This is a genomic window from uncultured Tateyamaria sp., assembly GCF_947488715.1.
Taxonomy (GTDB): Bacteria; Pseudomonadota; Alphaproteobacteria; order Rhodobacterales; family Rhodobacteraceae; genus Tateyamaria.
The window spans coordinates 21,078-48,044 of the sequence record NZ_CANLAG010000008.1 but is presented as its reverse complement, the minus strand read 5'-3'; the positions used below and the strand labels follow the sequence as shown (position 1 = coordinate 48,044).

The 26,967-nt window shown below is 61.1% G+C and carries 27 protein-coding genes; 14 read left to right on the top strand and 13 right to left on the bottom strand.

The window, feature by feature from the left end; all coding sequences use genetic code 11:
* Positions 1-103: 103 nt before the first annotated feature.
* A complete protein-coding gene (locus Q0936_RS16925; protein WP_299295731.1) occupies positions 104-2,278 on the top strand; it encodes a response regulator in 2,175 nt (724 codons plus the stop codon).
* Here Q0936_RS16925 and yaaA read toward each other — a convergent pair.
* The 3 genes from yaaA to Q0936_RS16910 all read right to left on the bottom strand — a co-directional run bounded on the left by yaaA (position 2,275) and on the right by Q0936_RS16910 (position 5,494).
* On the bottom strand, positions 2,275-3,048 hold the full coding sequence (yaaA, locus tag Q0936_RS16920; protein WP_299295729.1) for a peroxide stress protein YaaA: 774 nt from the start codon (positions 3,046-3,048) through the stop codon (positions 2,275-2,277). The two genes, Q0936_RS16925 and yaaA, sit on opposite strands and share 4 nt — an antisense overlap.
* 29 nt (positions 3,049-3,077) lie before the next feature.
* Positions 3,078-5,120 carry a DNA helicase RecQ gene (recQ, locus tag Q0936_RS16915; protein ID WP_299295726.1) on the bottom strand — a complete coding sequence of 681 codons (2,043 nt, stop codon included), beginning with the start codon at positions 5,118-5,120 and terminating at the stop codon, positions 3,078-3,080.
* Positions 5,121-5,212: 92 nt separating this feature from the next.
* Complete coding sequence (locus Q0936_RS16910) at positions 5,213-5,494, bottom strand: YggT family protein (RefSeq protein WP_299146107.1); 282 nt, start codon at positions 5,492-5,494, stop codon at positions 5,213-5,215.
* 123 nt (positions 5,495-5,617) lie between these two features.
* On the opposite strand from Q0936_RS16910, the gene Q0936_RS16905 reads away from it, so the two are divergent.
* The 5 genes from Q0936_RS16905 (at position 5,618) to Q0936_RS16885 (ending at position 10,048) form a co-directional block, all read left to right on the top strand.
* On the top strand, positions 5,618-6,184 hold the full coding sequence (locus Q0936_RS16905) for an acyl-CoA thioesterase (RefSeq protein ID WP_299295723.1): 567 nt from the start codon (positions 5,618-5,620) through the stop codon (positions 6,182-6,184).
* 66 nt (positions 6,185-6,250) lie between these two features.
* Positions 6,251-7,615, top strand: a complete 1,365-nt coding sequence (locus Q0936_RS16900; protein ID WP_299295721.1) for an MFS transporter — start codon at positions 6,251-6,253, stop codon at positions 7,613-7,615.
* A 2-nt stretch (positions 7,616-7,617) separates the two neighbouring features.
* The gene (mepA, locus tag Q0936_RS16895; RefSeq protein WP_299295718.1) at positions 7,618-8,538 is read left to right on the top strand and encodes a penicillin-insensitive murein endopeptidase; all 921 of its coding nucleotides are present in this window, start codon (positions 7,618-7,620) and stop codon (positions 8,536-8,538) included.
* Entirely contained in the window at positions 8,511-9,341 is an 831-nt protein-coding gene (locus Q0936_RS16890; RefSeq protein WP_299295715.1) for an esterase-like activity of phytase family protein, read from the top strand. Before mepA ends, Q0936_RS16890 begins: the two co-directional genes overlap by 28 nt.
* A 65-nt stretch (positions 9,342-9,406) precedes the next feature.
* The gene (locus Q0936_RS16885; RefSeq protein ID WP_299146112.1) at positions 9,407-10,048 is read left to right on the top strand and encodes a queuosine precursor transporter; all 642 of its coding nucleotides are present in this window, start codon (positions 9,407-9,409) and stop codon (positions 10,046-10,048) included.
* A 236-nt stretch (positions 10,049-10,284) separates the two neighbouring features.
* Here the strand turns inward: Q0936_RS16885 and Q0936_RS16880 are convergent, their stop codons facing one another.
* Positions 10,285-10,674 (bottom strand): STAS/SEC14 domain-containing protein, encoded by a 390-nt coding sequence (locus tag Q0936_RS16880; RefSeq protein ID WP_299295713.1) that lies wholly within the window; start codon positions 10,672-10,674, stop codon positions 10,285-10,287.
* Positions 10,675-10,751: 77 nt separating this feature from the next.
* On the opposite strand from Q0936_RS16880, the gene arfB reads away from it, so the two are divergent.
* Positions 10,752-11,174, top strand: coding sequence for an alternative ribosome rescue aminoacyl-tRNA hydrolase ArfB (gene arfB / locus Q0936_RS16875; protein ID WP_299295711.1), 423 nt, complete (start codon positions 10,752-10,754; stop codon positions 11,172-11,174).
* Here arfB and Q0936_RS16870 read toward each other — a convergent pair.
* Positions 11,171-11,350: a hypothetical protein gene (locus Q0936_RS16870; protein WP_299295708.1), complete on the bottom strand. Its 180-nt coding sequence runs from the start codon at positions 11,348-11,350 to the stop codon at positions 11,171-11,173. The genes arfB and Q0936_RS16870 overlap by 4 nt on opposite strands.
* Positions 11,351-11,534: 184 nt before the next feature.
* Here Q0936_RS16870 and Q0936_RS16865 point away from each other — a divergent pair, with 184 nt between their 5' ends.
* Complete coding sequence (locus tag Q0936_RS16865) at positions 11,535-12,434, top strand: DMT family transporter (protein ID WP_299295706.1); 900 nt, start codon at positions 11,535-11,537, stop codon at positions 12,432-12,434.
* On the opposite strand, the gene Q0936_RS16860 is transcribed toward Q0936_RS16865, so the two are convergent.
* From Q0936_RS16860 to pncA, 3 genes are all read right to left on the bottom strand, one after another.
* Positions 12,423-13,136 (bottom strand): hypothetical protein, encoded by a 714-nt coding sequence (locus Q0936_RS16860; RefSeq protein ID WP_299295703.1) that lies wholly within the window; start codon positions 13,134-13,136, stop codon positions 12,423-12,425. The genes Q0936_RS16865 and Q0936_RS16860 overlap by 12 nt on opposite strands.
* 109 nt (positions 13,137-13,245) lie before the next feature.
* Positions 13,246-14,538: a nicotinate phosphoribosyltransferase gene (gene pncB / locus Q0936_RS16855; protein WP_299295701.1), complete on the bottom strand. Its 1,293-nt coding sequence runs from the start codon at positions 14,536-14,538 to the stop codon at positions 13,246-13,248.
* Positions 14,539-14,595: 57 nt separating this feature from the next.
* The gene (gene pncA / locus Q0936_RS16850; RefSeq protein ID WP_299295698.1) at positions 14,596-15,192 is read right to left on the bottom strand and encodes a bifunctional nicotinamidase/pyrazinamidase; all 597 of its coding nucleotides are present in this window, start codon (positions 15,190-15,192) and stop codon (positions 14,596-14,598) included.
* A gap of 85 nt (positions 15,193-15,277) precedes the next feature.
* On the opposite strand from pncA, the gene Q0936_RS16845 reads away from it, so the two are divergent.
* A complete protein-coding gene (locus Q0936_RS16845; RefSeq protein WP_299295758.1) occupies positions 15,278-16,201 on the top strand; it encodes a rhodanese-related sulfurtransferase in 924 nt (307 codons plus the stop codon).
* Here Q0936_RS16845 and Q0936_RS16840 read toward each other — a convergent pair.
* Entirely contained in the window at positions 16,177-17,403 is a 1,227-nt protein-coding gene (locus Q0936_RS16840) for an MFS transporter (protein ID WP_299295695.1), read from the bottom strand. The genes Q0936_RS16845 and Q0936_RS16840 overlap by 25 nt on opposite strands.
* A 130-nt stretch (positions 17,404-17,533) precedes the next feature.
* On the opposite strand from Q0936_RS16840, the gene Q0936_RS16835 reads away from it, so the two are divergent.
* The 5 genes from Q0936_RS16835 to Q0936_RS16815 all read left to right on the top strand — a co-directional run bounded on the left by Q0936_RS16835 (position 17,534) and on the right by Q0936_RS16815 (position 23,368).
* Positions 17,534-18,373, top strand: a complete 840-nt coding sequence (locus Q0936_RS16835) for a flagellar motor protein MotB (protein ID WP_299295692.1) — start codon at positions 17,534-17,536, stop codon at positions 18,371-18,373.
* A gap of 91 nt (positions 18,374-18,464) precedes the next feature.
* Complete coding sequence (locus Q0936_RS16830) at positions 18,465-19,766, top strand: flagellar hook protein FlgE (protein WP_299146122.1); 1,302 nt, start codon at positions 18,465-18,467, stop codon at positions 19,764-19,766.
* A 40-nt stretch (positions 19,767-19,806) separates the two neighbouring features.
* Positions 19,807-21,261: a flagellar hook-associated protein FlgK gene (gene flgK, locus Q0936_RS16825; protein WP_299295690.1), complete on the top strand. Its 1,455-nt coding sequence runs from the start codon at positions 19,807-19,809 to the stop codon at positions 21,259-21,261.
* Between the two features lie 2 nt (positions 21,262-21,263).
* Complete coding sequence (locus Q0936_RS16820; protein WP_299295688.1) at positions 21,264-22,271, top strand: flagellin; 1,008 nt, start codon at positions 21,264-21,266, stop codon at positions 22,269-22,271.
* Positions 22,268-23,368: a flagellar basal body P-ring protein FlgI gene (locus Q0936_RS16815; RefSeq protein WP_299295686.1), complete on the top strand. Its 1,101-nt coding sequence runs from the start codon at positions 22,268-22,270 to the stop codon at positions 23,366-23,368. The genes Q0936_RS16820 and Q0936_RS16815 overlap by 4 nt, the downstream gene beginning before the upstream one ends.
* A 303-nt stretch (positions 23,369-23,671) precedes the next feature.
* Here Q0936_RS16815 and fliP read toward each other — a convergent pair whose 3' ends face one another.
* From fliP to fliF, 4 genes are read right to left on the bottom strand one after another with little or no spacing between them, the layout of a single operon-like run.
* Positions 23,672-24,397, bottom strand: a complete 726-nt coding sequence (fliP, locus tag Q0936_RS16810; protein WP_299295684.1) for a flagellar type III secretion system pore protein FliP — start codon at positions 24,395-24,397, stop codon at positions 23,672-23,674.
* 3 nt (positions 24,398-24,400) lie between these two features.
* Positions 24,401-24,694 (bottom strand): FliM/FliN family flagellar motor C-terminal domain-containing protein, encoded by a 294-nt coding sequence (locus Q0936_RS16805; protein ID WP_299140078.1) that lies wholly within the window; start codon positions 24,692-24,694, stop codon positions 24,401-24,403.
* The gene (locus Q0936_RS16800; protein WP_299140076.1) at positions 24,678-25,286 is read right to left on the bottom strand and encodes a hypothetical protein; all 609 of its coding nucleotides are present in this window, start codon (positions 25,284-25,286) and stop codon (positions 24,678-24,680) included. Before Q0936_RS16800 ends, Q0936_RS16805 begins: the two co-directional genes overlap by 17 nt.
* Complete coding sequence (gene fliF, locus Q0936_RS16795) at positions 25,286-26,917, bottom strand: flagellar basal-body MS-ring/collar protein FliF (protein WP_299295682.1); 1,632 nt, start codon at positions 26,915-26,917, stop codon at positions 25,286-25,288. Before fliF ends, Q0936_RS16800 begins: the two co-directional genes overlap by 1 nt.
* Positions 26,918-26,967 lie beyond the last annotated feature (50 nt).

Genomic DNA, 26,967 nt, shown 5'->3' with positions numbered 1-26,967 from the left:
ATGCCGGGTGCGGCCCATGCAAACGATTCACCCTCGGGGGTTAAGGGCATATTCACCTTCGACATGACATACCGATGCGCGAATTGTGTGGCGGAGCACGCGAATGAGCCTTGCAAACAAGCTGGCCGAGGAACGGCGTGGCAGACTGGCGGCTGAACGGCTGCTTGAGCTGAAACAGGCGGAATTGTCGGCCGCAAACCGCAAGCTGGGCCGCCATGCTGCGGCGTTGCAGGGTGAGATCGTCGAAACCCGCGCCGAGGTTGCCACCGTCAAAACGGAAAACGAGCGGGTCAAGACCGAGTTGGGGCAGGCCAACCAAAAGGTCGAGATTGCCGAGCGCCGATTGTGGCATTCGGTCCAGACGATCACGGACGGCTTTGCCTTTTTCAACTCCGACAACCAGATGATCGCCGCGAACGAGGCGTATCTGGCCATTTTCGACAGGATCGAGGCGATCCGCCCCGGCGTGAACTACGTCACCATCCTGCAGGTGCTGACCGAAGAGGGGATTGTGAACACCGGCAGTCTGGCGGCCGACGATTGGCGTCAAATGATGACCGAACGCTGGCTGTCACCGGAACTGGCGCCCATCACCGTCCGGCTATGGAATGACCAGTACATCAAACTGGTGGACCGCCGTGGGCAGGGTGGCGACATTGTTTCGCTGGGCCTGAACATCACCGAGGCGGTCGAGTACGAGAAACAGCTCAAGGCCGCCCGCGCCGAAGCCGAGGCCGCCAGCCGCGCCAAGTCTGCGTTCCTCGCCAACATGAGCCATGAAATCCGCACCCCGATGAACGGTGTGGTGGGCATGGCCGAACTGTTGGGTGATACCGGCCTGAACGAAGAACAGCAGCTCTATGTCGACACGATCCGCAACTCTGGCGAGGCGCTGCTGGTCATCATCAACGACGTGCTCGATTACTCCAAGATCGAGGCGCAGAAACTGCAACTGCACCCCGAACCCTTTGACCTTGAGCGCAGCATTCACGAAGTGATCATGCTGCTCCAGCCCACGGCCCGCGACAAGGGGCTGACGCTGTTGGTGGATTTCGACCTGTTCCTGCCCACCACCTATGTGGGCGATCCAGGGCGCATCCGGCAGGTGCTGACCAACCTGATGGGCAATGCCGTCAAGTTCACCGCCGAGGGGCACGTTCTGGTGCGCGTGACGGGCATTCCGGACCCCGACACCGGCCATGCGGACGTCACGATTGTCATCGAAGACACCGGCATCGGCATCCCCGAGGACAAGATCGACCACATCTTTGGCGAGTTCAATCAGGTCGAAAACGAGCGCAATCGCCAATTCGATGGCACCGGCCTCGGGCTTGCGATCTCGCAACGTCTGGTCAAGCTGATGGAAGGCGAGATGTGGGTGACCTCCGAGGATGGCGTGGGGTCGTGTTTCGGGTTCCGCATTCCGCTGTCACTGAGCGACAAGGCGTTGCCGGAACATCCCCCGGTGCCGGATGGGCTGCGACGGGTGCTGGTGGTCGATGACATCGAGGCCAACCGCACCATCCTGCAAAGACAGTTGGAACAGATGGGGCTGGGTGTGGTCTGCTGCTCCTCCGGTGCAGAGGCGCTGCGCAATCTCGACCAGATTGACCTGATCCTGACCGACCACAACATGCCCGAGATGGACGGCCTGGAGTTGGCCGACGAAATCCGCAAATCCGGCTGCGACACGCCGATCCTCTTGCTCAGCTCGAACCCCAGTTTCGCGTCCAATGATCCGGGTGCCGCGCATCTGCATGCGATCATGCAAAAACCCGTGCCACGCGCCGATCTCTTTGCGCGGCTGCAATCGGTGGGGCCACTAATCAGCGCGGACGAGGCGGCGGCGGTCCCGGTGCCACGGCGTATGCGCGTCCTCGCCGCCGAGGACAACAAGACCAACCAGTTGGTGTTCGGCAAGATGGTCAAGGACGCCGATATCGACCTGAAATTCGCCAACAACGGCGTCGAGGCAGTCGAGTACTTTCAGTCGTTCCAGCCCGATCTGATCTTTATGGATATCTCGATGCCCAAGATGGACGGCAAAGAGGCCGCGACCAAGATCCGTGAGATAGAGGCGTCGTCAGGCGGTCACATCCCCATTGTCGCCCTGACCGCGCACGCGATGGATGGGGACGATCAGGGGATTCTGGCCTCAGGGATCGACCACTACCTGACTAAACCGCTGCGCAAGCCCGAGATTCACGGCAAATTGCGCGACATGTGCCCGCCAGAGGTCACGCCGCCCTTTCCCGAAACCAGCGAGGACGCCGCCTAGTTCACTGGATAGGGCCGTACAAAGACCGGACGCTCTGGCGCGGACAGATCCGGCTGGAACACGTAGCCATCCGCGTCAAAGGCTTCGACCCCGGCGCGGTCCGTCACCCGGTTCTGCACGATATGCCGGGCCATCGCACCCCGCGCCCGTTTGGCGAAAAAGCTGACGATCTTGGGGCCTGCACCTTTGTCTTCCATGAACACCGGGGTGACCAGTTCGGGTTTCAGCGTCTTGACCGGGACCGCGCCGAAGTACTCTTGGCTGGCACAGTTCACCAGCAGTTCCGCGCCCACGGTTTCGGCCTGCGTGTTCAGCGCCTTGGCAATATCCGTGCGCCAGTAGTCATAAAGCGACGCACCCCGCCGCGTTTTCAAACGGCTGCCCATTTCAAGGCGGTAGGGCTGGATCGCATCAAGCGGGCGCAGCAGGCCGTAGAGCCCGGACAGAATCCGCAGGTGGTCCTGCGCATAGGCGGTGTCGTCGTCGGACAGGCTGGCGGCGTCGAGCCCCTGATAAGTGTCGCCGGCAAAGGCGAGCATCGCGGGCCGCGTCACCTCTGTACCCGGCGCGTCGGCAAAGGCCTGAAACCGGTCGCGGTTCAGGCGCGCCAGATCATCGCTGAGGTCCATCAGCGCCTTGAGCTTGCCCAGCGTCAGATTGCGCGCCGTGCGCGCCAGCCGCACCGCGTCGTCCTGCATCGCGGGCGCCGTCATCGCCACGTCCCGCTCTGCCCAATCCAGCCGTTTGGCCGGGGAAATCACCACCAACATATCGCTACCCCCAATGTCTTTCGCCGCATTTAGCCCGCGTCCCGCAGGACGTCCAGAAACGCAGGCCCGAACCTCTCGGCCTTGCGGTCGCCCAACAGCCGTTCGAGTGCGGCGTCGTCGCCGGGGCGCAGCTGCGCGACCTTGGCCAGTTGCGAGGCCGAACAGCTCAGCGGTTTGTCCGTGCCGTCCGCCCCACGGGCCAGATCGGCCTGCACCGCCAGCAGTTGATCATAGATCGTGCCCGCACTGTGCCCCGCCAACTTGCGACGTGTGGGATGCAACGCCGCCGCCTCGCCATTGATCACCTCAAGGAACGCGGTGCCGAATTTCTCCAGCTTTTTCGCGCCAATCCCGCTGATCTGGGCCATTTGGTCCAGGTTGGCGGGGCGCCTTTCGGCCATTTCGATCAATGTACGGTCCGGGAAAATGACATAGGCCGGGACCTTGGCGGCCTCGGCCAGCCCGCGGCGCTTGGCCTTGAGCGCACTGAGCAGCGGCGCGTCCTCTTCGGAAACCATCGCCTTGACCACCGGGCGACGTGCGGCGGCGGCTTTGATCGTGTCCTGCCGCAGGGTGATCCGCGCCTCGTCCCGCAGGATCGGCAGGGCGGCATCGGTCATCCGGAGCGCGCCATAGCGGTCGGGATCGGGCCGCACCAGATCGTGCCCCATCATCTGCCGGAACACGGCCTGCCATTGCGGTTTGGTATATTCGCGCCCCACGCCATAGGTCGGCAGGCTGTCATGGCCGCGTTGGCGGATCTTGTCGGTCTGGTTGCCCAGCAGGATGTCGATCAGGTGACCCGCGCCAAACCATTCCTCGGTCCGCAGCATCGCCGACAGCGCCTTGCGCACCGCCGTGGTGCCGTCGAACACCTCCGCCGGTTGGTCGCACAGATCACAGGTGCCGCAGGTCACTTGCGTCTCACCAAAATACCCCAACAGCGTCTTGCGCCGACATTCCAGCGCCTCGGCCAGACCCAGCAGCGCGTTGAGCCGCGCGTGATCCGCCATGCGCCGTTCGGGCGGGGCCAGCCCCTCGTCGATCTGGGTGCGGCGCAGCTTGATGTCGTCCGGGCCAAACAGCGTCAGCGTTTCAGCCGGCGCGCCATCCCGGCCGGCGCGCCCGATCTCTTGATAATAGGCCTCGATGGATTTCGGCAGATCCGCGTGGGCGACCCAACGGATGTCGGGCTTGTCCACGCCCATGCCAAAGGCCACCGTCGCGGCGACGATCAACCCGTCCTCTTGTTGGAACCGGCGTTCGGCGATGCGGCGGTCGTCCGCCTCCATCCCGCCGTGATAGTGGATCGCGCTGTGCCCGGCCTCGCGCAGCGCCTGCGCCAGCGTTTCCGTCTTGGCCCGCGTGCCGCAATAGACGATGCCCGACTGCCCCTTGCGCGCGCTGGCAAAGTTCAGGATCTGCGCGCGCGGCCCGTTCTTGGCGGCAAAGGCGAGGTGGATGTTGGGCCGGTCGAACCCGCGCAGGAACGTGCGCGGCTGCGCCCCGTCGAACAGCTTTTGAACAATCTCGACCTGCGTTTCCGCATCTGCCGTGGCGGTGAACGCGGCCAAAGGTACATCGAGGGCGCGGCGCAACTCGCCAATGCGCAGGTAATCCGGGCGGAAATCATGGCCCCATTGGCTGACGCAATGCGCCTCGTCCACGGCGATCATGTTCACGCCGATGCGGCGCAGCATCCCGATGGATGACCCCGCCGCCAGCCGTTCCGGCGCGATATAGAGCAGCTTCAGCTCGCGACGCTCCAGCGCCTCCCAGACGGCATCGGTTTCCTCAGGCGTGTTGCCAGAGGTCAGCGCCCCCGCCTGCACGCCCGCCTCTTGCAGGCCGCGCACCTGGTCCCGCATCAGCGCAATCAGCGGCGAGATCACAACCGTGACCCCCTCGCGCATCAGCGCAGGCAGTTGAAAGCACAGGGATTTGCCGCCACCCGTCGGCATGATGGCAAGACAGTTCTCGCCCGCCGCAACAGCGTCAACGATCTCCTCTTGCCCCGGTCGATAGCCATCGAACCCGAAAACATCCTGCAACAGCGTGGCAGCGCTGGCCATGTGTCAAAACCCTGTCAAATTTTATGTAGTCTGCTCGTTGGATACAGACTCACATTTTAACAGCGCGTGAACAAGACCTGCGCGCGGCGGGCTTACAAGAAAATGGCGGGCAGGATGATGCTGCGCAGGGCGATCAGCCCGACAAAGGCCACCAGCGGCGCAAGGTCCAGCGGATGCGTGTCCGGCATGAACCGCCGGATCGGGCGATAGATCGGTTCCAAGAGCTTGTTCAGGCCGGTCCACAGCTGCCCGACAAAGGGCTGGTGCATATTGAGCACCTGAAAGCTGATCAGCCAGCTCATGATGATGTGGATGATCATGATCCAGTAGACGACGCCCAGGATCAGGTCGAGCAATTGATAGATCACCAGCATGCGCGGGCTCCTTTTGACTGTGCACAAGACCTAGGCCGAAGGCGCATGTGGCGCAAGGTCACGCAGGCCAGGCATTGAATTTTCGCCGCAGCGCCGCATTTTAAGACCACAGGAGTTAAGCCCATGTTTCCATTTGTCCGCCTTGCCAAAGAGATGGTGAAAGCCCGCCGTCAGCCGCCCCTTGGGCTGACCGATCTGCATGTCACGCAGCACCGTGTGTGGCCGTGGGATCTGGATGGGTTTCTCGAGCTGAACAACGGGCGGGCGCTGACGCTCTATGATCTGGGCCGTTTGGGTCTGGGCCAGCGGGTCGGGCTGATCGATACCCTGCGCAAACAGCGCTGGGGCCTGACCATGGCGGGATCGTCCGTGCGCTATCGCCGAAGGTTGCACGCGTTTCATAAGTTCGAGATGCGCAGCCGCGCGGTCTGCTGGGATGACAAGTTCACCTATCTCGAACAGTCGATGTGGAAGCCCGATGGCGAATGTGCGAGCCACGTGCTCTATCGCTCAGCGGTGACGGACAAGAATGGGATCGTGCCGCCGCACAAGGTGCTCGAAGCCATGGGCCAAGACGCGGTGTCGCCGCCCATCCCGGACTGGATCGCCGCGTGGATTAAGGCCGAGGCCCAGCGCCCCTGGCCCCCCATGCAGGACACCACGCCTGCGCCACTCAAGAGCGTCGCGTAAACCTTTCCTTGCTACTGGGCGTTCGGCCTGCTTTGGTCCCGTTAACAAAAAACGGGGGGACGGGGCGTGGCAGAGATCAGCCTGAAGAAACGCATTTGGGGATGGTTCTTTTTTGATTGGGCCAGCCAACCGTACCACACCGTTCTGCTGACATTTATCTTTGGGCCGTTCTTTGTCTCGCTGGCCAGCGAGAGTTTCATGGCCGATGGGATCGAGACGGAGTTGGCCAAGGCCAACGCGCAGGCGATGTGGTCCTTTACCCTGACAATCACCGGGTTGCTGATCGGTTTTGGTGCGCCGATCCTGGGGGCCATGGCGGACACGGGTGGGCGGCGGATTCCCTGGGTCATAGGCTTTTCGCTGATGCTGGTCGCGGGAGCGGGCAGCCTGTGGTTCACGGCCCCGGATGGCAGCAACCTGACGTGGATGCTGATGGCCTTTGCCTTTGGGTTTATCGGGGCTGAATTTGCGCTGATCTTTATCAATGCGCAGTTGCCGACGCTGGGCACGGACGAAGAAATTGGCAAGATTTCCGGATCGGGATTCAGTTTTGGTTATGCGGGCGGGGTGTTGTCGCTGTTCCTGATCCTGCTGATTTTTGTCGAGCAGCCGAATGGCAAGACGCTGATTGGGTTGGACCCGCTCTTTGGTCTGCTGGACGCGGAGGCGCGTGAAGGCACGCGCAGTGCCGGACCCTTTGTAGCGATCTGGTTCGTGGTGTTCATGGTGCCCTATTTCCTGTGGGTGCGCGATGTGGCGCCCACGGATGCGCGCACCTCGGTTGCGGCCGCGCTGTCGCGGCTTTGGCGCACCATTCGCGCCCTGCCTGCCAAGCGGAGCCTGTTCACCTATCTCGGGTCTTCGATGCTTTATCGTGACGCGTTGAACGGGCTCTACAGTTTTGGCGGGACCTTTGCCCTTTTGGTGCTGGATTTCAGCGTTGTGCAGGTCGGTGTGTTCGGGATCATCGCGGCCATTGGTGCGTCGGTGTTCAGTTATGTGGGCGGTGTTGCGGACAAACGGTTTGGCCCCAAGCCTGTGGTCATTGCATCGATCTGGGTGCTGATGGGCGTGTGTTTCATGCTGGTGAACCTGTCACGCGACAGCATGTTCGGGATCGAGTTGGCCGCAGGGTCCGCTGTGCCGGATATCGTGTTCTACATCTGCGGCGTGCTGATCGGTGGTATGGGTGGCGTGATCCAGGCTGCGAGCCGGACCTTGATGGTGCGCCACAGTGATCCCGCCGCACCCACCGAGAGCTTTGGCCTCTATGGCCTGACGGGGCGCGCCACGGCGTTCATGGCACCGTTCCTGATCGGTGTCGCCACAGCGGTCACGGGCAGCACGCAGCTCGGGGTATCGCCACTGCTCTTTCTCTTCCTTTTGGGGCTGATCATGCTACGCTGGGTCAATCCCAAAGGTGAGGTTTGATTGTGTCTTCTGTTCGACGTTCGCTATCGCTGATTGCCACACTTGTCTTGTGCGCCTGTGCGGGCGGGGCGGATACGAACATTGACGGCACGCCGTTGCCGGATGTCGATCCGGCCACGTTGCAGAACATTGCCAAAGGTCAATTCGGGGCCAAGCGCCGCGCGTCGGCGCAGGCACCTGCGCCGCTGGGTGGCTATGCGCGGGGCTGCATCGCGGGGGCCGAACAGCTGGCCGAGACCGGGCCGACATGGCAGGCGATGCGCCTGTCGCGGAACCGCAACTGGGGTCATCCCGAACTGGTGGACTATGTGCAGGATCTGAGCCGCAAGGCCGCGGCGCAGCCGGGTTGGGCGGGCCTCTATGTCGGTGACATGAGCCAGCCGCGTGGGGGGCCGATGCTGACCGGGCACCGTAGTCACCAGATTGGGCTGGATGCCGACATTTGGATGCTGCCTGCGCGCAACCTGACCCTGAGCGCTGCAGAGCGCGAGAACATCAGCTCGATCTCGACCCGCCGGGCCAACGGGGCCTACACCAATTCCAACTGGACCCGCGCGCATCACGAGATCATCAAGGCCGCCGCATCAGACAAGCGCACCGCGCGCATCTTTGTCTTTCCCGGCGCCAAAGTGCAGATGTGCAAGGACGCCAAGGGGGATCGGTCGTGGCTGCGCAAGGTGCGACCGTGGTGGGGGCATCACTATCATTTCCATGTACGGCTGAACTGTCCCCGTGGGGACAGTGCGTGTGTCAACCAGTCACCGCCCCCACCCGGTGATGGGTGCGCCGACGCACAGCAGTGGGTCGACAATATCCTGAACCCACCGCCGCCAAATCCCAACGCCCCTGCCCCGAAACCGCGCCGCGAGCTGCGTGTCGGGGACTTGCCGCAACAATGCGCTGGCGTTCTGGCCTCGCGCTGATCTGCATCGCCGGAACCGGCGCTGCGGACACTCTGAGCCACGTGCAGACATGGCCTTTGTCTTCGGAGCGGCGGGATTTTGGGGGTCTGTCGGCCATCGAGATGGTGGACGGCAGTGCCGCTGTGGTGCTGTCCGACCGGGGGGCCGCCTTTGCGCTGACGCTGGACCGGACCACGCGGCGCGTCGAGATCGACAAGACCACGCAGCCTCATCCGGCCCGCGACAGCGAAGGGCTGGCCCGTAGTGGCGACACCCTGTTTTTCAGCTATGAGGGACCGGGCGCGATTGTGGCCCATGACGGCACCGAGGTTCCACCGCATCCCGACTTTGCCACCTATCCGCCCAACGGGTCGCTGGAGGCCTTGGCCGCAACGCCGGATGGCACGATTTACACCCTGCCCGAACGGTCGGGTGACCCCGCGCGCGGGTTTCCGGTCTATCGGTATCGGGACGGTGCGTGGGACATCGCCGCCACCCTGCCGCGTGAGGGTCCGTTCCTGCCTGCGGGGGCGGATGTGGGGCCGGACGGGTTGCTCTATGTTCTGGAACGCGCGTTCACACCGCTGGGGTTCCGCAGCCGCATTCGCCGCCTCGACCCTAACGCCCCGGATACAATCGACACCCTGCTGACCACGCCCGCCGGGCGGCACGACAACCTCGAAGGGCTGGCGATCTGGCAATCGGAGAGCGGGGCGACCTGCCTCACGATGGTGTCGGACGACAACTTTCTCTCCGTGCAGCGCACCGAACTGGTGGAATACGCCCTGACGGAAACGCTTGCCTCGGGCGGCACCTGCGACTAGAGAGCGCCCGTCCGGCATGTCGCCGGGCCAAGTCGCCGCAACCTTGCAAAAACGGGCACCTTATTATGACACGCGCACACCTTCCCGGCATTATTGCCATGGCCATCATCGTTGTGGCCTCTAACGTTCTGGTCCAGTTCCTGTTCGGCAACTGGCTGACCTATGGAGCGTTCACCTATCCGCTGGCCTTTCTGGTCACTGACATCATGAACCGCGTTTATGGCGCGGGTCCGGCGCGCACGGTTGTGTTCGTCGGCTTTATCGTCGGCGTGTTCTGTTCGCTGATCGGCACCCAGATCATGTTGCAGGGCGATGGGTTCACCTATCCGGCTGTCACATTCCGCATTGCCATCGGGTCGGGCCTTGCCTTCCTTACCGCGCAGTTGCTGGATGTCGGTATCTTTTCGGCGCTGCGCCGGGGTGCGTGGTGGAAAGCGCCGCTGGCCTCGACCATCATCGGCAGTTCGGTGGACACGGCGATCTTTTTCACCGTCGCGTTTTCGGCAAGCCTGACCATGCTGGAGCCGGGCAATGACGTGTCCTGGGCCGGTGAGGTTCTGCCGCTATTGGGTGTGGGACCTGAAGCCCCGTTGTGGGTGTCGCTGGCCGTCGCCGACTGGATGGTCAAGCTGAGCCTCGCGCTTATTGCGTTGGCACCGTTCCGCTGGCTGACGGCGAATGCGCCGACGGCTGCCGAAATTCGTTGACTTTCATCGGCGCTGTGCCACCATCGGGTTGAGTTCAACAAATCGGAAGGAGGTGATCCAGTGTCAAGAAAGGTATTGGAGAGAGGTGTCGGAACAACTTGGGAGGTCGCCTGCTGAGGCAACCCTTTGCGGTGAGGACCGCCAAGTTGGTCGGTTGACCTAACCGACACAACCTCCGAAACATTTCGAGAAGGGCCGCCCCGGTGAGGAGCGGCCCTTTTTCGTTGGTGTGTTGATCAGGCGGCGATGGCGCGGGCCTGCAGCGATTGCCAGGCCAGAGCAACGTCATCAAAGGTTTCGGCCTGCACGGGCAGAATGCTGTCGAGCATGTCGATCATCTGGTCCGCGGAACCCGGCGCGTTGACGACGACGTAGCGGTCGACATGGCTAAGCGCGCGGAAGCGGCTTTTGATCACGTCCCAGTCCCAGCTTGCGCCAAATTCGGTCCCCTCAAAGCCGTCAAAGATCATCAGCATGTCCACCTTGTCCGTGTGTGCGTCGAACACGGCGTTCATGTGTTCGGCCATGGCCTCCATCGCGTCGTCGGAAATCTTGCCGCTGATGCGGAAGGCATAGAGGTCGGGGCGGTCGGTGGCGATCTGGGTGATACCCGGTGTGTTGAACATGATTGCTCTCCATCGTTAATGTGCGTTGGAGGGGAAACGCGCTTTCACCGGTGCGGGTTCCATGGGATGAACACGGTATGCTGCGGATCAGTGACGATATCAGTATTCAGGATTGGGAGCTGAGCGAGAGCTTTGTCCGGGCGTCAGGGCCTGGTGGGCAGAACGTGAACAAGGTTGCCACCGCAGTCGAATTGCGGTTCGAGGCGGCGCGGTCGCCGTCCCTGCCCGGTCCGGTCAAGACGCGGCTCAAGCGGTTGGCGGGGCGGCGCTGGACCCTTGAGGGGGCGTTGATCATTCAGTGTGACGAGACGCGCAGTCAGGCCCGCAACCGCGATATTGCGCGGCAGCGGTTGATCGATCTGGTGCAAAAGGCGATGGTCGCCCCAAAACGGCGCATCGCCACCAAGCCCACGCTGGGATCAAAAAAGCGCAGGCTCAAGGCCAAGAAAGTCCGCGGCGAGGTCAAAGTGATGCGCGGACGGGTCGATCCGACGGATTAACCCAGCGACAGCAGGTCGAAGGACGAGCGTGTCGAGGTGCCGCCGGAATAGTCCGGGCTGTAGCTGCCGATTCCCAAGGGTTTGAAATTGTCCTGAGTCACGTCGTGTGACCCGCCTCCGCAGGCGGCGACACCGCTGATGGCGGCCAGTGCGATAATCAAAAAGGTATGTTTCATTGTTCTGCTCAATAGCTCTGTTTGCTTGTGTATTGTTGATAACATGCCCCTGAAATGTGGCGGCCATGGGGCATTTGTTCGGGAATAAGCGACAATTTGCATGTTCACTTCGAGATTGGTCATGGGGTGACAAAGCCGGGCAAAGCGATCAAAGCTGGCGCGACCCCTTTTCCCGCAGGACATCATGCGCCCCACCGACCGCACCGGCCTTGCCATTGTTCTCAGTCTTATGGCGCTGGTGCTGTTTGATGCGATGGGGCTGGTGATCAAGCATCTGTCCGCCAGTTACAGTGCCGCCGAGTTGTCGGCCTGGCGCAACCTTTTTGGGATCATCCCGGCGGTCGTTGCCTTGGCGATGTCGCGCGGCTGGCACCAGTCGGGGCGCAGGATGCGGATGCGGCAGTGGAAGCTGGGCCTGAGCCGGGGTGCGGTGGTGACGTTGGCGCAGCTGTGTTTCTACCTGTCGCTGGGCAAGATGGAATTCGCCACCGCCTCGACCATCACCTATGCCAATGCGTTGTTTCTGACCGCCTTATCGGTGCCGTTGCTGGGCGAGCGGGTCGGGTTGGTGCGCTGGGGTGCGGTGAGCATCGGGTTTGTCGGCGTTATGCTGGTGTTGCGTCCGGGGTCGGATGCGTTCACGCCCGTGGCCTTGCTGCCCCTGGGGGCGGCGGCGCTATATGCGCTGGTGACGGTGCAGGCGCGGACGGTGGATGATGATGTGCCGACGCCCCTGGTCAATCTCTATTCCTCGGCGGCGGCGCTGGTGTGTTCGGTGCTGCTGGCGCTGGCACTGGGCGGGTTTTCCCCGATCCGGAGCCTTGCCGATTTCGGCTGGATCGTCGCGATGGGCGGGTTCGGGGGCACGGCGGTTTTGTTGCTGGTGGTCAGCTACCGGATGACAGAACCCAGCAATCTGGCCCCGTTCAGCTATTTCGGCATCCCGCTGGCCTTTGTGCTGGGCTGGGTGTTCTTTGCCGAAGCGCCCTGGGATGCGCTGTTCCCCGGCGCGCTGTTGATTGCGGCCGGGGGGCTGATGATCCTGTGGCGGGAACGCCGGATGCAGCGCGGGTCAGAGCAGTGAGATGCTCGACCGGGCGGAGTGTGCCTCGCGGGCCAGTTGCGACGTGGCGCTGAGGTGCCAGTCAAGTCCATCCTGCCCCTGACGCGTGGCGTCCTCGAGGTTGGCGTGGGCCTGTTCGGCGTTGTGGATTGTGGCGGTCAGCGCCTCGGCGATGCGCGCGCGGCTTTGGCGGATGGCGTCAACGCCGGTCTCGTAATCGGCCTGTGACAGGGCTTGCGCGTCGCGGCGGATTTTCAGGTCCTGCAATTCTGCGTCCTGTTCGGCCAGCAGGTCCGGCAGGCTGAGTTGCAGCGTGTCCATTTGGCCGTTCATGCCGCGCACACTGCGCACCAGCGCATTGGCGGATACCAGTTCGACCCGCTTGGTGACTTCGCGCTTGCCCTTGGCGTGGCCGACAATCGCGCCGGTTGCGACACCTGCTGCGGCGCCTGTCACGCAACGATTTGGCGCGTTGGTGACGACAGCGATACTGCACCCGACCAAGGCACCCTGTGCCGCTGATTTCGCGGTCGAGCGGCGCACGAGGTCGCGTGCCATCCGGTTCAACGCCTCGGCCTGATCCTCGATCTCGGTGGCGTCCACATCGGACGCCGATGCCGTCAACAACCCGGTATCAAGGCGCGTTGTATCCTGCGCACCCGGCGCGCATGCCCCAAGCGCAGCCACGAAGACCAATGACGGAATTAGGAGAGTGCGTTGCATTAATCTGCCCGTTTCTTTTTGAACTTGGGCCGACGGCTATACGCACAATGTGGTCAATTTTAGGCAATTGTCCGAAATTCGGAAACGCGCGGCATTTTCAACCGCAGGTCTATACAACCACGTCCATTGCATCCTGCGCGCCTACATCGAATACGCGCTTGTAGCGGGCGATCTCGTCCTCTGGCCCCATCGCCTTGTTCGGGTTGTCGGAGAGTTTGACGGTCGGGTTGCCGTTGGCCGACACCGCCTTGCACACCAGCGAGAACGGGGCCAGGCGGTCGTCGCGGGTCAGGCCCTTGAAGTCGTTGGTGAGCATCGTGCCCCAGCCGAAGGATACCTTGACCCGGCCTTTGAACTGCTTGTGCAGCTCGATGATCTTGGCCGCGTCCAGCCCGTCGGAGAAGATCACCAGCTTGTCGCGGGGGTCTTCGCCGCGGTCCTGCCACCACTTGATCGCGACCTCGGCCCCGGTGGCGGGGTCGCCGCTGTCGATGCGGATACCGGTCCAGCCAGCCAGCCAGTCGGGCGCGTTGTCGAGGAACCCTTGGGTGCCGTAGGTGTCGGGCAGGATGATGCGCAGGTTGCCGTCATGTTCGTCGTGCCAGTCGCTGAGCACGTCATAGGGCGCACGGGCCAGCGCCGCGTCGTCCTGCGCCAGCGCGGAATAGACCATGGGCAGTTCGTGGGCGTTGGTGCCGATGGCCTCGAGGTCGCGGTTCTTGGCGATCAGGCAATTGGACGTGCCGGCGAATTGGGACCCCAGCCCCTCGCCCATGGCCTGCACGCACCAGTCCTGCCACAGGAAGGAGTGCCGCCGCCGGGTGCCGAAATCCGCCACGCGCAGCCCTTCGTGGCCTTTGAGCTGCTCGATCTTTTCCCACAGCTTGGTCATCGCGCGGGCATAGAGCACTTGCAGTTCGAACTTGCCCATCTCGTTGAGGACAGCGCGGCCGCGCAGTTCCATCAGTACGGCGAGCGCAGGGATTTCCCACAGCATGACCTCGGGCCAGGACCCTTCGAAGGTCAGCTCGTATTGATCATCGCGCCGCTCGAGGTGGTAAGTGGGCAGGCGCAGGGCCTCGAACCAGTCCATGAATTCGGGCGTGAACATCTGGCGTTTGCCGTAGAACGTGTTGCCGCGCATCCACGTGCTTTCGCCGCGCTTCAGCGACAGGGACCGGATGTGGTCCAGTTGTTCGCGCAGCTCGCCTTCGTCGATCAGTTTGGCGAGGTGGACGTGTTTGGATCGGTTGATCAGGGAAAAGGTGACCTGGGTGTCCGGTTTGTTGCGGAACACCGATTGGCACATCAGCAGCTTGTAGAAATCCGTGTCGATGAGCGACCGCACGATGGGGTCGATCTTCCATTTGTGGTTCCAGACACGGGTGGCGATATCGACCATGGAGTATTCCTTGAGACTGCGTGCACAGTTGTGCCGAACCGGGGGCGCAAGGGCAAGTCAGGTGAGCGTGACACCCGCTGCCGCCATGCCGTCGCGGGCGGCGGCAAGCGATCCGTCGAGGTCGATGGCGCGGCAGAGGTCCATGCGGACGGTGACGTCAAAGCCGAGTTTCGCCGCATCCACCGCCGAGAAGTTGACGCAGAAGTCCGTGGCCAGCCCCACCATGGTCAGAGCTGTGATACCGCGCGTGCGCAGGTATCCGTCGAGGCCCGTGGGGGTTGTTTGGTCGTTCTCAAAGAAGGCGGAGTAGCTGTCGATCTCGGGCCGATAGCCCTTGCGCACGATCATGTCGGCGCGGTCGGCGTTCAGGTCCGGGTGGAAGGCCGCGCCGTCCGAGCCTTGGACGCAGTGGTCGGGCCAGAGCACTTGGGGGCCGTAGGGCATGTCGATCAGGTCATAGGGCGCGCGGCCTGCGTGGCTGCTGGCGAATGAGGAATGGCCGCCTGGGTGCCAGTCCTGCGTCAGCACAACCGCCTCGGCCGTATCCATCAGCGCGTTGATCCCTGCCACGATGCTGTCGCCGCCCGGTACGGCCAGCGCGCCGCCGGGGCAGAAGTCGTTTTGCACGTCGATTACGATCAGGGCATGGGTCATTTCGGGCTCTCCTGCGTCTGTTGGTCCCTTCTTTGCATCGCCCCACCCCTTGCACAAGGGCCGGGGCATCGCCTATTTCCGCCACATGTTCACCATCGCCGCCCTGTACCACTTTACCCGCTTTGCCGATCCCGCCGGGTTGAAACCTGCGTTGCTGGACCTGTGCGCGGCGCAGGGTGTGCGCGGGTCGCTGTTGCTGGCGCCCGAGGGGATCAACGGGACGATTGCGGGGCCGCGTGCGGGCATTGACGCGGTGCTGGCGCATATCCGCGCCCTGCCCGGTTGCGCCGATCTGGAGCACAAGGAAAGCCAGAGCCCGACGCCCCCCTTTGGCAAGATGAAGGTGCGGTTGAAGCGCGAGATCGTGACCATGGGCCAGCCGGATGTCGATCCGGCCGCGCGCACCGGGCACTACGTCCAACCCGCCGACTGGAATGACCTGATCACCCGCGACGATGTGGTCGTGATCGATACGCGCAACGATTACGAGGTGGCGATTGGCACCTTTGAGGGCGCGGTCGACCCGCAGACCGCCAGCTTTGGCGAGTTCCCGGCGTGGTGGGAGGCGAACAAGGATCGGTTTCACAACAAGAAGGTGGCGATGTTCTGCACCGGGGGCATTCGCTGTGAAAAGTCGACGAACTACCTGCTGGGTCAGGGGGTCGAGGATGTGTACCACCTGAAGGGCGGCATTCTGAAATACCTCGAAGAGGTGCCGGAGGCCGAGAGCACCTGGGACGGGTCCTGTTTCGTCTTTGACGGGCGGGTGAGTGTCGGGCACGGTTTGGCCGTGGGGCCGCATTTGCTGTGCCATGCGTGTCGGCGGCCCATCCTGCCCGAGGATCGCGACAGGGCGGAATACGAGCAGGGCGTGAGCTGTCATCACTGTGTCGCCGAGACCACGGATGCCGACAAGGCGCGGTTCCGGGAGCGGCAGAAACAGGTGGCCCTGGCGCGCGCGCGCGGGACCGATCACCTGACCGGTCAGATGGTGCCTGACAAGGGCTGAGCCGGTGCGCGCGGGCGGCTGCGGCCCAAAAGCCAGACCATGATCGCGATGTTCAGCCCGTTCCACACGATGCCGTTCCAGAACGCCATTTGGTAGCTGCCGGTGACGTCATAGACCCAGCCCGACATCCATCCGCCCAGCGCCATGCCCATGATCGTCGCCATCAGCACAAAGCCGACCCACGTGCCTGCATCCCGCGCGGGCATGTATTCGCGCACGATCAGCGCATAGCTGGGCACGATGCCACCTTGGGACAGGCCAAAGACGAGGCTGACCACATAGAGCGAGATGAGCGCGTCCGACGGCAGGTAGAGCGCCAGCGCGATGGCCTGAAGGACCGACCCCAGCAGCAGCGTGCGCACGCCCCCCAGCCTGTCCGCCAGCAGGCCGGAGACCAGCCGTGAGGCCACGCCGCCCAACAGCATCAGAGACAGCATTTCCGCGCCCACGGCGGGACCATAGCCCAGATCGACACAATAACTGACGATGTGGACCTGTGGCATTGACATCGCCACGCAGCACCCGACGCCCGCCAGCCCCAGCAGGCAGGCCAGCGCGCGCGAGGACAGGCCGGAGGATTGCGCGTTGGAGAGGGCGGCGGCCTCGGCCATTTGGTGGGCGGTGTCCGGCACGGCACGCCGCAGGGCAAAGGCCAGCGGCAGCACAACCACCAGCGTCGCCAGGGCCAGCACCGCGTAGCTGGCGCGCCAGCCGTCCTCGGCCAGGACGCGGGCCAGGACAAGCGGCCAGATCGCCCCCGACAGGTAGTTGCCGCTGGCCACGATCGCCACGGCGATGCCGCGCCGTTTCATGAACCAGTGCGAGATGTCCGCGATCAGCGGTCCGAAGCCCACGGAGGTGCCAAAGCCCACCACAAGCTGTGCCAGTGACAGCCACAGGATCGACCCGCTGAGCATGGCAAGGCCGTAGCCGCCCGAGATGATCAACCCGCAGACCACCAGCACCGGCGTAACGCCCCATTTGTCCACCGCGCGCCCGACAACAAAGTTGCCCACCGCGAAACCGATCATCGTCAGGGTATAGGGCAGGCTGGCATCCGCGCGGCTGACGCCGAACTCGGCCTGCACGGCGGGCATGATCACGATGATCGCCCACATACCCGCGTTCGCCACCAAGGCAACCATCAAGGTCAGGCACAAGCGCGTCCAGGAATAGGTGCTGTCATGGGTTGCAGAGGTCATGCCGCACAGTGCGCAGGCACCGCACGACAACACAAGGCCGCAAGACATTTGCCGACAATTCGAGATGTTAAGCCTGCCGTAACAGCGGATGCGTTACCCCTTGGCTTGGGTGAAAAATGAGGTGTGGGATATGAGCGCGCAGGCAAATGTGCGGCCAATCATCATCAAGCGCAAAAAGGTCGTCGGTGGCGGTGGTCACCATGGTGGCGCTTGGAAAGTGGCTTATGCGGACTTTGTGACCGCGATGATGGCTTTCTTTATGTTGATGTGGCTGCTGAACGCGACAACGGAAAAGCAACGCAAGGGCATTGCCGACTACTTTTCGCCGACGATCCCGATCAACCGGGTGTCGGGCGGTGGTGATGGCAGTTTTGGCGGCGACAGCGTGTTTTCCGAGGTGACTTTGCCGCAGAATGGCACTGGTGCCTCGTCTCAGCGACCGACGGAATCACGTCAGGCCCGCGGCGAAACCGGCATGTCCGATACAGGCGATGCCTTGGCCGCGCAGGACGAAGCGTTCGAGTCCCTTGAGGCCCAGTTGATCGGGCATGGCGGCGAATCCAAGGTGATGGACAACGAGATGCAGCACATCACTACGCGGCTAACTGACGAAGGGCTGGTGATCGAGATCTTTGCCCTGGATGACACGCCTCTGTTCGAAGGCGCGACTGATGAACCGACACCTTTGTTGGAAAACCTCGCCCGCCTGATTTCGGAATCGACCCGCATGGTCGAAAACGGGATCGCCATCGGCGGCCACGTTCAGGCGCAGCCGATTGTGGTGGCGGAGCGGTCTACGTGGAAACTGTCGGCGGATCGCGCGACCACCATGCGCAAATTGCTTGAGGATTTTGGTGTCGCCGACGCGCGAATCCAGCGTGTCACAGGGCATGCCGATCGCGAAAGAGCTGTGGCGAACCCAATGGCCACGCGCAACAACCGGTTGGAAATCGTGCTTTTGCGCGAGTGATATAGGTCGGATTTTATCTGTTAGCCCTACGTTAAGCAGGCGCGCCTATCTGTGGACCCAATTCGGGTTGATACAGCAGAAAGGCGTGTCCATGACCATTTCCTCGTCCCTCAATGCAGGCGTTGCAGGGCTTCAGTCGAACGCGACGCGTTTGGCGTCCATCTCCGACAATATCGCGAACTCTTCGACCTACGGGTACAAACGGGTTCAAACGGATTTCCATTCGATGGTGATTTCGTCCTCTGGCGGGACATATTCCGCGGGTGGTGTGCGTGCGACCACGTCGCGGGTCATCGACCAGAGCGGTTCGCTGGTGTCGACATCGAACGCAACTGATCTGGCGGTGCGGGGCCGTGGCATGCTGCCTGTTGCGCAGGCCGCGGATATCGAGGTCGCCAACGGCGATCCATTGATGCACCTGACGACAACCGGGTCGTTCCGTACGGACGCCGAAGGGTACCTGGTCTCTGAATCCGGGCTTGTTCTGCTGGGTTGGCCCGCACAACCCGATGGAAATGTTCCGAATTTCCCGCGTGATACATCCGCAGGGTTGGAGCCGGTTCAGATCAACGTGAACCAGTTCTCGGGTGAGCCGACGACGCAGATGTCACTGGGTGTGAACCTACCCGCGACTGATACGGACGCTGGTGCCGCAGGCGAGGTGCAGTATCTGTCTGTCGAGTATTTCGACAATCTTGGCACGTCCGAAAACATCAATATCAGTTTTACCCCAACTGTTCCGGCCACGGGATCGTCCAACGAATGGACGGTTCAACTGACCGACTCGGCGCTGGATGGCGCGGTGATCGGGGAATATGTGCTGACATTTGATGACAGCCGCACATCGGGTGGCACGTTGGCGTCGGTGACCACAACCAGCGGCGGCGCCTATGACCCGGCCACCGGGTCGATCATCGTGAACGCCGAAGGTGGGCCGCTGGAAATTGACATCGGCATGCTGGGCGACAGTGACGGCATCACACAGCTGTCCGACAGCTTTGCGCCGGTTTCGATCTCCAAAGACGGGTCGCCGGTGGGCAACATGACCAACGTCGAAGTGGACGCGAACGGTTTTGTCACAGCGTTCTTTGACACTGGCATCAACCGGACGATCTATCAAATCCCGCTGGTCGACTTGCCCAACCCCAACGGCATGGTAGCACTGGATCAGCAGACCTATCTGCCCTCACCCGAAAGCGGCAGCTTTTTCCTGTGGGATGCGAGTGACGGGCCAACAGGCGATATCGTTTCCTACGCACGTGAAGAAAGCGCCGTGGATGTTGCGGGTGAACTGACCGCGATGATCCAGACCCAGCGTGCCTATTCCTCGAACGCCAAGGTGATCCAGACCGTAGACGAGATGTTGCAGGAAACCACCAACATCAAGCGCTGACCTGAGCGCGTAGCCCAATGACCCATCGGAAGGCCGTGTCATGACCATAACAAGTGCACTGAATTCTGCCATGTCGGGGCTGCGCGCCGCGAGCCGTGCGTCGGAGCTTGTTTCAAGCAACATCGCAAATGTATCCACACCGGGCTATGCGCGCCGCACTTTGTCGGTATCCTCATCAGAAATCGGCGCAGCGGGTGGCGTCAGGATCGACGGCATCCAGCGGCATGTCGACGCCCAGGTGATCGCTGACCGTCGGCTTGCGGGATCGGAGTTTGGATACCGGTCAGCGACGACCAACTACCTGTCCCGGATCGAGGATCTGATCGGAACGCCGGATCAATCCGGGTCCCTGTCTGCCCGTTTGGCGGATTTTGAAAACAGTTTGATCACGGCGGCAAGCCGCCCGGATGCAGCTGAACGCCTGGACGCTGCAGCGCACAGCGCACGTGACCTGGCGGTGGCGGTGAATTCTGTTGCGGACGGCATCCAGACCGCCAGAACAGCGGCCGACAGTGAAATTGGCGCTCAGGTCACGCGCCTGAACGACGCCTTGCAGGCGGTTCAACTTTTAAACTCGCAAATCTCGGGCGCAGATGCGCGGAACGCGGATACATTCGCCCTGCAGGATCAACGGCAGGTGTTGATCGACGAGATCTCGGAAATGGTGCCGGTCCGTATGATCGAACGCGATCACGGCGCTGTTGCCTTGTATTCGACCGGGGGCGCCATTTTGATCGATGGGCGTGCAGCAGAAATTGGGTTTGAGACGTCAAACGTCGTCACACCCTATATGTCGATCGACGATGGATCTTTGTCCGGCCTCACCATCAACGGATTTGCGGTCAACACCACATCGACGGGCGGTCGCTTGCAAGGTGGCACCTTGGGCGCGCAATTCGAAATACGCGATGAATTGGCGCCAGAGGCGCAGTCAAAAATCGACGCGCTTGCCCGTAATCTTGTTGAACGGTTCGAAGATGCCGCCGTGGATCCAACGTTGTCCCCCGGCGATCCGGGCCTTTTCACGGATGATGGGGCACCACTTGATCCAGCGGCAGAAACCGGTCTGGCCAATCGCCTGAGCATCAACGCGCTGGTCGATCCAACACAGTCCGGAGAAACGCGCATGATGCGTGACGGATTGGGATCGGTGGCACCCGGACCGGTTGGCGATTCCACCCTGCTCAATGCGTTGAACGCCGCCTTGTCGGATCCAAGAATTGCAACTTCGGGGAGCTTTGGAGCATCCGCCTTGTCCGCGGGCGACATGATTGCAAGTGTCGCGTCGCAACTTGGCTCTGACCGACTGCGCGAGGATCAAAAGCTCAGCTTTGCTTCGACCCAGTTCTATGAACTGACACAGCGCGAATTGGCAGGGGGCGTTGATACCGATGTCGAGTTGCAAAACCTAATGATCATTGAACAAGCCTATGCCGCCAACGCGCGCGTGATCGAAACCGTCGACCAAATGTTCGACTCGTTGTTGAGGATCTGAAGATGAGTAATTTTTCACTCGGCGACTTGGCCCAGACCTTCATGCTGCAACGACGTGGCGCGGCATTGAAGGCTGACATGACACGATTGAACGAAGAGTTGGCCACGGGACAGGTCAGCGATGTGAAATCCGTTTTGGCTGGAAATGTCAGCTATTTGGCAGACATCGAAAAGGATCTACGCACCCTCTCTGGCTATGGCGTCGCGGCATCCGAAGCGGCGCAATTTACGAACAGCGTTCAGATCGCTTTGGAGCGTATCGACACAAATGTCGGCTCACTAGGCAGTGCATTGGTCACCACCGCTGGTAGCGCGTTGGGCCCCGTTTTGGATCAATTGTCGACGGATGCGGAAACAAACCTGCGCGCCATTGTCAGCACGCTCAACACAGCCACAGGCGGTCGCGCGTTGTTTTCTGGCGCCGCGTCGGACCAACAGGCGATCGAAAGTGCGGATGTCATCCTGACTGGTTTGAGGACCGCAATCGCAGGCGCAACATCCGCAGACACTATCAGAGCAGCGGCGCAAGCGTGGTTTGACGACCCGGTAGGTTTCACGGCGACGGCGTATGGCGGTGCCGACACTGACATCAATGCCTTTCGAGTGTCGGAGGACGAAGCGGTAAGCGTTCAATTGCGTGCAGATGACCCGGTCATTCGGGATGTTTTGATGAATACGGCGCTGGCTGCACTCGCTGGCAGCGCGTCACTTGGGCTGAGCACGGAAGAACAACAGACACTGTTGGCCGAGACCGGATCGGAATTGTTCACCGTTCAATCATCGCTGACCGCAACACGCGCTAATGTGGGTGCGGCGCAGGCGCGGATAGACACCTTGATGACGCGCAATGCCACCGAAGAAACGGCCCTGACACTTGCCAAGGGCGCTCTGCTACAGGCCGATCCTTACGAAACCGCAACAAACCTGGAGGCCGTACAATTTCAGCTTCAAAGCCTGTACACCTTGACCGCGCGCATGTCCGATCTGTCTTTTGTGAACTTCATCAGATGAGGTTTCTTTTTGGACTCTTGATTTTGGTCTTTTCCGCGCATGCGGCCATAGCCAGTTCGATCCGCATCAAAGATCTGGTTGAATTCGATGGCGTTCGAGGAAACGATCTCGTCGGATACGGCTTGGTTGTCGGCCTCGACGGCACTGGGGACGGGCTGCGAAACGCGCCGTTCACCGAAGACATCATGACAAACATATTGGAACGATTGGGCGTGAACGTCACAGGGGAACAGTTTCGCCCCAAGAACGTGGCGGCGGTGTTTGTAACTGCGACCCTGCCTCCATTCGCGCGCGCAGGATCACAAATCGACGTCACCGTGTCTGCGATCGGAGACGCCAAGAGCCTTTTGGGTGGCACGCTCATCATGACCCCATTGAACGCGGCGGACGGAGAAATCTATGCTGTGTCGCAGGGCACCATCATTGCTGGTGGCGCTGTTGCAGAAGGTGACGGCGCCCGGGTCACCCAGGGTGTACCAACCGCCGGCGTCATCCCATCGGGTGCGCGGGTCGAGCGCGAGATTGATTTCCAATTGAGCAGCTTGGCAGACATGCGTTTGGCGCTGCGCGATGCAGATTTTACAACAGCTGCCCGCATCGAAACTGCAATCAACGCCAATTTTGGGCGCCGTGTTGCGACCATGTTGGATTCTGGCACTGTAAGTTTGGACGTAGAACGGACAGGTATGCGATCAGTTGCTCATGCGCTCGGAAGGATTGAAAACATTGAAGTTGAGCCTGAGCGAAAGGCACGCGTTGTTGTCGACCAAAGGTCTGGAACGATTGTCATGGGAAGTGACGTACGCATTTCTCGCGTGGCTGTCTCACAGGGCAATTTGACACTTCGCATACAAGAGCAGCCAATCGCAATTCAACCAAATCCCTTCGCAGAAGGCGAAACGGTGGTCGTTCCTAGGACGACCGTCGACATTCAAGACGAAGAAGGGCCAGGGTTGGCCGAAATACCGGACGGCGCGTCTTTGTCGGAAGTCATCGGTGGGTTGAATGCACTAGGTGTCGCTCCGCGCGACATGATCGACATTCTGAAGAGCATCAAAGCTGCTGGCGCACTTCATGCCGAGTTTATCGTGCGGTGAGCTTAGGATCAGTTAGAAAACCCGGGCCAACATGGGCGGTTTGAGAATAGAATACCGGCTCTGTGCTTCTACTACTCAAGTAATGTCTTCTGTCTCTCCAACCGGAACTCTATGGCTCTCGACTGCAGTGATGGGGATCACTAGCGGCCTTAGGGTCAGGACCCTAGCACTGGGATCTAAGCTACCAGGGATGGGTAAGCCAAGGAACCTCAGCCAAGAGGGGGCAGACTTCCACAAATAAATCTGTGATGCTGGTGTTGCTTTGTCGCCCTAATCTTTCGGGGACTTTGGACTCTCCGACCGCTAAAAATAGCTACGTACCAGACTACCTGCGATCAAACTCCATCCATCCGCTACCACGAAAAATGCCAGCTTAAATGGGAGCGAAACGATGGCGGGCGGCACCATCATCATCCCCATGCTCATTAGGACGGCAGCGGCAACCAAATCTATGATCAGGAAGGGCAGAAAAATGAGAAACCCGATCTGAAATGCGCGCGAAATTTCGGACAGAAGGAAGCTTGGGATCATCACTGAAAGTGGTGCATCAGGCGTCAGGGGTAACCCTTGGGTATCGGGTCGCAAGTCGGCCATTGCCTGAAACGTGTCTTGATCGAGGCGGGCGGCCATGAAGTCACGAAACGGCGCCAGAGTTCTGATAAACGCGGTCTCAGGGTCAATCGCTTCATTGGTGAGCGGTTGGAGGCCTTCAGTCCAAGCCTGCGCGAAGACGGGTTCCATGACAAAGTAAGTTAGAAACAAAGCCAAGCTGACAATGAGCATATTTGGCGGCGATTGCTGTAGCCCAATGGCCTGCCGCAGAATGGACAACACAGTTACCAAAAACGGAAAACAGGTCACCATGATCGCCAAACCTGGCGCCAAACTGAGCACTGTGATCAATGCAATCAACTGGAGCGTGCGGGCGCTCAGCGACGTTTCATCGCCAAGCGAAATGGCGATATCCTGCGCCCATACTGTGGCGGGAAACGCGCAAAGCAGCGCGATCAGACACCACCGAACCAGCATCCGTCAGACGCCTGCTGACAGATCAAGCACTTCGGTCAATCGGACGACCAATTGTCCATCATCTGAGCCTTCTGCTTCTTCGAGCGTGCCGCGCGCAATCAACTTGTCCCCGACGAACAGGTCCACAGGGTCATCGACACGCTTGTCCAATGTCAGAACGGCGTTCGCACCCAACATGACCAGGTCACGAACCAACGGGCGCGCGCGCCCCACGGATACTGTGATTTCAATGGGGACTGCCGTGAACGGGTTGTGTGTGTCTGATGCCAGCGACTGAGTGTCAGGTAGATCCGCCATTGCGCTCCTCCGGAGATTGGGTGTCGAAAAAGGCGTCGATCGCCGCCCGAATGTCTGATGTGACCTTGTCGAGATTGATTTCAGTTTCGCGTTGACCGAGACGCACAACCACCTGAGTGGACGCCATCAGCGGGTCGGTAATGAGTGTAAACGGTTCGGGCAATTGATCGGCCAACACGCCTTGGATGGGGTCTTTGGCCTCTGGCGCGACGACCACTTCGATCGGCCGATCCAAAGCCTCGCGGGTCGTTCCAACGATTTGATCCCGGACATGTGTGCCCAGACTGGCGTGCGCCATTTGTGGCAAGATGATCGAAACAACTTGCTCCATGATCGTTTGCACCGACGTGTTCAGGGTGGCACGCAATTCGTGATAATCGAACGAGGCGGCTTGCAGGCTTGCGGCCAGGCCCGATGAAACATGGGTGAGCGTGTCGGATTGCGCCTTTACTGCATCTTCCCAGCCGGCCTGATATCCAGCCTCAAAGGACTCGAGTTTGAGATCTTCGATTTCTTCGAGATTCGCCTTTTCGCCAACGTCTTTTGCAGGTTGCGCGGTGCCAAAGTCCTGGAACAGATGTGACGGAACCATTACGCCCGCTCCTCTGAATCTTCGAGCCAGCTGCGGAGAATTTCAACGGTTTCTTCCTGACGATCACCAATCATGGCGCGCAGCCGCTCGACGGGATCGGTGGGCTCAATCGCACCGTTCGGATCATCTGAGCCGAAGTTGAGCGCAGACACATCGGGGAGGTTCTCAGGATTGCTGCCCCCCATCATCGGAATGTCAGGAAATGCATCATCTGCATCGTCAATCTCACCTGTGAGTGCTGCAGAATCGGGGGTGGAGGGCGGCAAGCTGAGTGTATCGGCGGACCCGTTTTGCACTGGCCGAGACAACACCGGGCGCACAACAAACAAGCCCAAGACAAGCGCAACAATCGCCAAAATTGCCATCTGAATAGCTGACATGACGTCCAGCTCGAAACGATCAAGGAGAGACGATTGCACTTCGGTCCCGGCTGGTGTCACCGATTGCAAAGCCATGGATTTAATAGTGATCACGTCGCCACGGGACTCGTCGAAACCGACAGCAGAGGCGACCAATTCGCGCAGCGCCTCCAGCTCCTCCGGCGACCGCGCCGATTGATCGACGTTAGGCGCCTCGGCTGTTACGGGTTCATTGACAAGCACTGCAACGGTGATCCGTTTGACTGCACCCGCCGACCGCGTGATAGCACGCTCCGTTTCCGACACTTCATAGTTGATACGTTCGCGGGTCTCGGAGTTCTGGGATGATGCGCTGTCACCTCCCCCGCCTTCGGCGTCTGGCAAATTGGACGCGACGGTCACATCGCCGTTGCCAGCTTCGTTCGAGTTGCTGGTTCTTTCCTCAGTGTCCGTACTGATGACGACGCGCGACGCGGGATCAAACCGCCGTTCGCGGATTTCCTCTGTTTCCGTTACTGTGTCGACGCTGACCTCGACTACAGCATTGCCGAAGCCGACACGCGCCTCGAGGAGGCGTTCGACACGCTCTTTGAGCATCTGCGCTTTATCATCTGCACCGGCCGCGGGCACCGCATCATCTGCCGAGCCAATCAATGTGCCATTCGCATCAATTACGGCGACATCTTCCGGCGCCAGGCCAGACACGGCGGACGCCACCAGAAAGCGAATCGATTTCGCCTGTTGAGAGGATATTGCAGCGCCATTGGGCGTCACCGAGACCGATGCCGTTGGCGTGACACTGCGCTGGAAAGGGTTCGACCCGGTCGACGCAATATGAACGCGTGCCATCGCGACATTGGGGCTGGATACAATTGTCCGAGCCAACTCCCCTTCTTTGGCGCGCCAGTAGGCTGCGTCGAACATTTGTGACGTGGTGCCAAAGCCGGACAATGAATCCAGTAACTCATAGCCGCGGCTGCTGTTCGCAGGCAGCCCTTCGCTGGCCAGCGTCATCCGCAACTGATCGCGGTCGGTGCTGTCGACAAAGATCGAGCCGCCGCGGACCTCAAAGGCCACGCCACGCTGTTCAAGAGAACGCACGACTTCACCGGCAGCGCCATTTTCGAGCCCCGCGTAGAGCAGCGTCATGGACGGTGCCGTTGCGATTCGCGACATCGCCAACACCGCAAAAAAGACCGCCACTGTCGCCACGACAACTGTAATTTGTCGTTTGATATCCAGAGTCATCCAGACATTCAGTAATTGCTGCACAATCGCCTCCGTCCTGCCGCGCGTTCTGCCCGACGTTGACCCAGCAATGA

Bases quoted from the DNA above. Each gene is read 5' to 3' on its own strand.
- fliP (WP_299295684.1), bottom strand. From the start codon at position 24,397: ATGCTGGTTCGGTGGTGTCTGATCGCGCTGCTTTGCGCGTTTCCCGCC.
- recQ (WP_299295726.1), bottom strand. From the start codon at position 5,120: ATGGCCAGCGCTGCCACGCTGTTGCAGGATGTTTTCGGGTTCGATGGC.
- Q0936_RS16880 (WP_299295713.1), bottom strand. From the start codon at position 10,674: ATGTTCAACACACCGGGTATCACCCAGATCGCCACCGACCGCCCCGAC.
- flgK (WP_299295690.1), top strand. From the start codon at position 19,807: ATGACCATAACAAGTGCACTGAATTCTGCCATGTCGGGGCTGCGCGCC.
- Q0936_RS16905 (WP_299295723.1), top strand. From the start codon at position 5,618: ATGTTTCCATTTGTCCGCCTTGCCAAAGAGATGGTGAAAGCCCGCCGT.
- Q0936_RS16805 (WP_299140078.1), bottom strand. From the start codon at position 24,694: ATGGCGGATCTACCTGACACTCAGTCGCTGGCATCAGACACACACAAC.
- Q0936_RS16845 (WP_299295758.1), top strand. From the start codon at position 15,278: ATGTTCACCATCGCCGCCCTGTACCACTTTACCCGCTTTGCCGATCCC.
- arfB (WP_299295711.1), top strand. From the start codon at position 10,752: ATGCTGCGGATCAGTGACGATATCAGTATTCAGGATTGGGAGCTGAGC.
- Q0936_RS16885 (WP_299146112.1), top strand. From the start codon at position 9,407: ATGACACGCGCACACCTTCCCGGCATTATTGCCATGGCCATCATCGTT.
- pncB (WP_299295701.1), bottom strand. From the start codon at position 14,538: ATGGTCGATATCGCCACCCGTGTCTGGAACCACAAATGGAAGATCGAC.
- Q0936_RS16870 (WP_299295708.1), bottom strand. From the start codon at position 11,350: ATGAAACATACCTTTTTGATTATCGCACTGGCCGCCATCAGCGGTGTC.
- Q0936_RS16835 (WP_299295692.1), top strand. From the start codon at position 17,534: ATGAGCGCGCAGGCAAATGTGCGGCCAATCATCATCAAGCGCAAAAAG.
- Q0936_RS16840 (WP_299295695.1), bottom strand. From the start codon at position 17,403: ATGACCTCTGCAACCCATGACAGCACCTATTCCTGGACGCGCTTGTGC.
- Q0936_RS16865 (WP_299295706.1), top strand. From the start codon at position 11,535: ATGCGCCCCACCGACCGCACCGGCCTTGCCATTGTTCTCAGTCTTATG.
- Q0936_RS16925 (WP_299295731.1), top strand. From the start codon at position 104: ATGAGCCTTGCAAACAAGCTGGCCGAGGAACGGCGTGGCAGACTGGCG.
- Q0936_RS16830 (WP_299146122.1), top strand. From the start codon at position 18,465: ATGACCATTTCCTCGTCCCTCAATGCAGGCGTTGCAGGGCTTCAGTCG.
- pncA (WP_299295698.1), bottom strand. From the start codon at position 15,192: ATGACCCATGCCCTGATCGTAATCGACGTGCAAAACGACTTCTGCCCC.
- yaaA (WP_299295729.1), bottom strand. From the start codon at position 3,048: ATGTTGGTGGTGATTTCCCCGGCCAAACGGCTGGATTGGGCAGAGCGG.
- Q0936_RS16815 (WP_299295686.1), top strand. From the start codon at position 22,268: ATGAGGTTTCTTTTTGGACTCTTGATTTTGGTCTTTTCCGCGCATGCG.
- Q0936_RS16860 (WP_299295703.1), bottom strand. From the start codon at position 13,136: ATGCAACGCACTCTCCTAATTCCGTCATTGGTCTTCGTGGCTGCGCTT.
- Q0936_RS16890 (WP_299295715.1), top strand. From the start codon at position 8,511: ATGCGCTGGCGTTCTGGCCTCGCGCTGATCTGCATCGCCGGAACCGGC.
- Q0936_RS16910 (WP_299146107.1), bottom strand. From the start codon at position 5,494: ATGCTGGTGATCTATCAATTGCTCGACCTGATCCTGGGCGTCGTCTAC.
- Q0936_RS16800 (WP_299140076.1), bottom strand. From the start codon at position 25,286: ATGGTTCCGTCACATCTGTTCCAGGACTTTGGCACCGCGCAACCTGCA.
- Q0936_RS16820 (WP_299295688.1), top strand. From the start codon at position 21,264: ATGAGTAATTTTTCACTCGGCGACTTGGCCCAGACCTTCATGCTGCAA.